The sequence below is a fragment of the Streptomyces sp. WELS2 genome, assembly GCF_013870595.1.
Classification (GTDB): Bacteria; Actinomycetota; Actinomycetes; order Streptomycetales; family Streptomycetaceae; genus Streptomyces.
The window spans coordinates 1-1,850 of record NZ_JACBWZ010001068.1 but is presented as its reverse complement, the minus strand read 5'-3'; the positions used below and the strand labels follow the sequence as shown (position 1 = coordinate 1,850).

General features: G+C 74.1%; 1 protein-coding gene. It reads left to right on the top strand.

The features are described 5' to 3' along the window. Nucleotides 1–1,850: type I polyketide synthase (locus H5J33_RS33665; protein ID WP_258565588.1), on the top strand; the 1,850-nt coding region annotated here is incomplete at both ends.

Sequence of the window (1,850 nt, the reverse complement as noted above, 5' to 3'; positions counted from 1 at the left end):
CACCGGGCTGCGGCCGGGGGACCGGGTCACCGGGCTGCTGCCCGGCGCGTTCGGCCGGGTGGCCGTCGCCGACCACAGGGTGCTGGTGCGCATCCCCGACGAGTGGACGTTCACCCAGGCCGCCACCGTGCCGATCGCGTTCATGACCGCGTGGTACGGCCTGCGCGACCTGGGCGGGCTGAAGGCCGGTGACCGGGTCCTGATCCACGCGGGCACGGGCGGCGTCGGCATGGCGGCGGTCCAGCTCGCGCGGCTCTGGGGAGCGGACGTCCACGCGACCGCCGGCCCGGGCAAGTGGGACGCGCTGCGCGCCCTGGGGCTGGACGACGATCACATCGCCTCGTCCCGGACCCTGGAGTTCGCCGACCGGTTCGGGCCCTTCGACGTGGTGCTGAACTCGCTGTCCGGTGAGTTCCTGGACGCCTCCCTGCGGCTGCTCGCGCCCGGCGGCCGGTTCGTGGAGATGGGCAAGGCCGACATCCGGCCCGGCGTGCTGGCCTTCGACCTGGCCGACGCGGGACCGGAGCGGCTGGGGGAGATCCTGGCCGAGGCCGTCCGGCTGCTCGGCGCGGGCGAGCTGCGCCTGCCACCGCTCACCACCTGGGACGTCCGCCGCGCACGGGACGCCTTCCGGTTCATGAGCCGGGCCGCTCACATCGGGAAGATCGTCCTGACGGTTCCCGGGGATCTGGACGCGGCCGGCACGGTGCTGATCACGGGTGGTACGGGGACGCTGGGGGGCCTTGTGGCCCGGCATCTGGTGGCCGAGCGGGGTGTGCGGCATCTGCTGCTGGTCAGCCGTGGTGGTGGCGGGGCGGCGTTGCGCGAGGAGCTGTCCGGGCTGGGCGCGGAGGTGACCGTGGCCGCCTGTGACGTGGCCGACCGGGACGCGCTGGCGGCCGTGCTGGACTCGATCCCGGCCGAGCACCCGCTGACCGCGGTCGTGCACGCGGCCGGCGTACTCGACGACACCGTGGTTGAGTCGCTGACCCCCGAACGCCTCGCCGCGGTGTGGGAACCCAAGGCACGGGCGGCGTGGAACCTGCACGAACTCACCCGGGGACACGACCTGACGGCGTTCGTCCTCTTCTCCTCGGCGGCCGGCACGCTCGGCAGCCCCGGACAGGCCAACTACGCCGCGGCCAACGCCTACCTCGACGGCCTCGCCGCGTACCGACGCGCCCAGGGCCTGCCGGCGGTGTCGCTGGCCTGGGGCTACTGGGCCGAGGCCAGCGGGCTGACCGGGCAGCTGTCCGAGGCCGACGGTGAACGCCTGGTCCGCGCCGGGCTGTTGCCGATGGCGACCGATCACGGACTCGGGCTGTTCGACGGCGGCCTGGAGAGCGCGGAACCGGCGGTGGTCGCGGCCCGACTCAAGGTGTCCGCACTGGGCGACCGTCCGGTGCTGCGCGCGCTGGCACGCGCCCGCAAACCGGTGCGTACCACCGGACTGGCGGGTGAGCTGGGTTCGCTCCCCGAGGCCCGGCAACGCGAGATTCTGCTCGACCTGGTCGGCACCCACGCCTCGGCCGTGCTGGGCCGCGGCGACGAGATCGGTGCCGACCTGGCCTTCAAGGAGCTGGGCTTCGACTCGCTGACCGCCGTGGAGCTGCGCAACCGGCTGTCCACGGCCGTCGGGACCCGGCTGTCGGCGACGATGGTCTTCGACCACCCGACCCCGGCCCGGCTGGCCGAATACCTGCGCGAGGTGGTCCTCGGCAAGGAGCGCCGGACGGCCGATCCCGTGCCCGCTCCGGTTCCGGTGTCGGGTGATCCGGTGGTGGTGGTGGGGTTGGGGGCGCGGTATCCGGGTGGGGTGGGTTCGGCGCAGGAGTTGTGGGGTCTGGTGT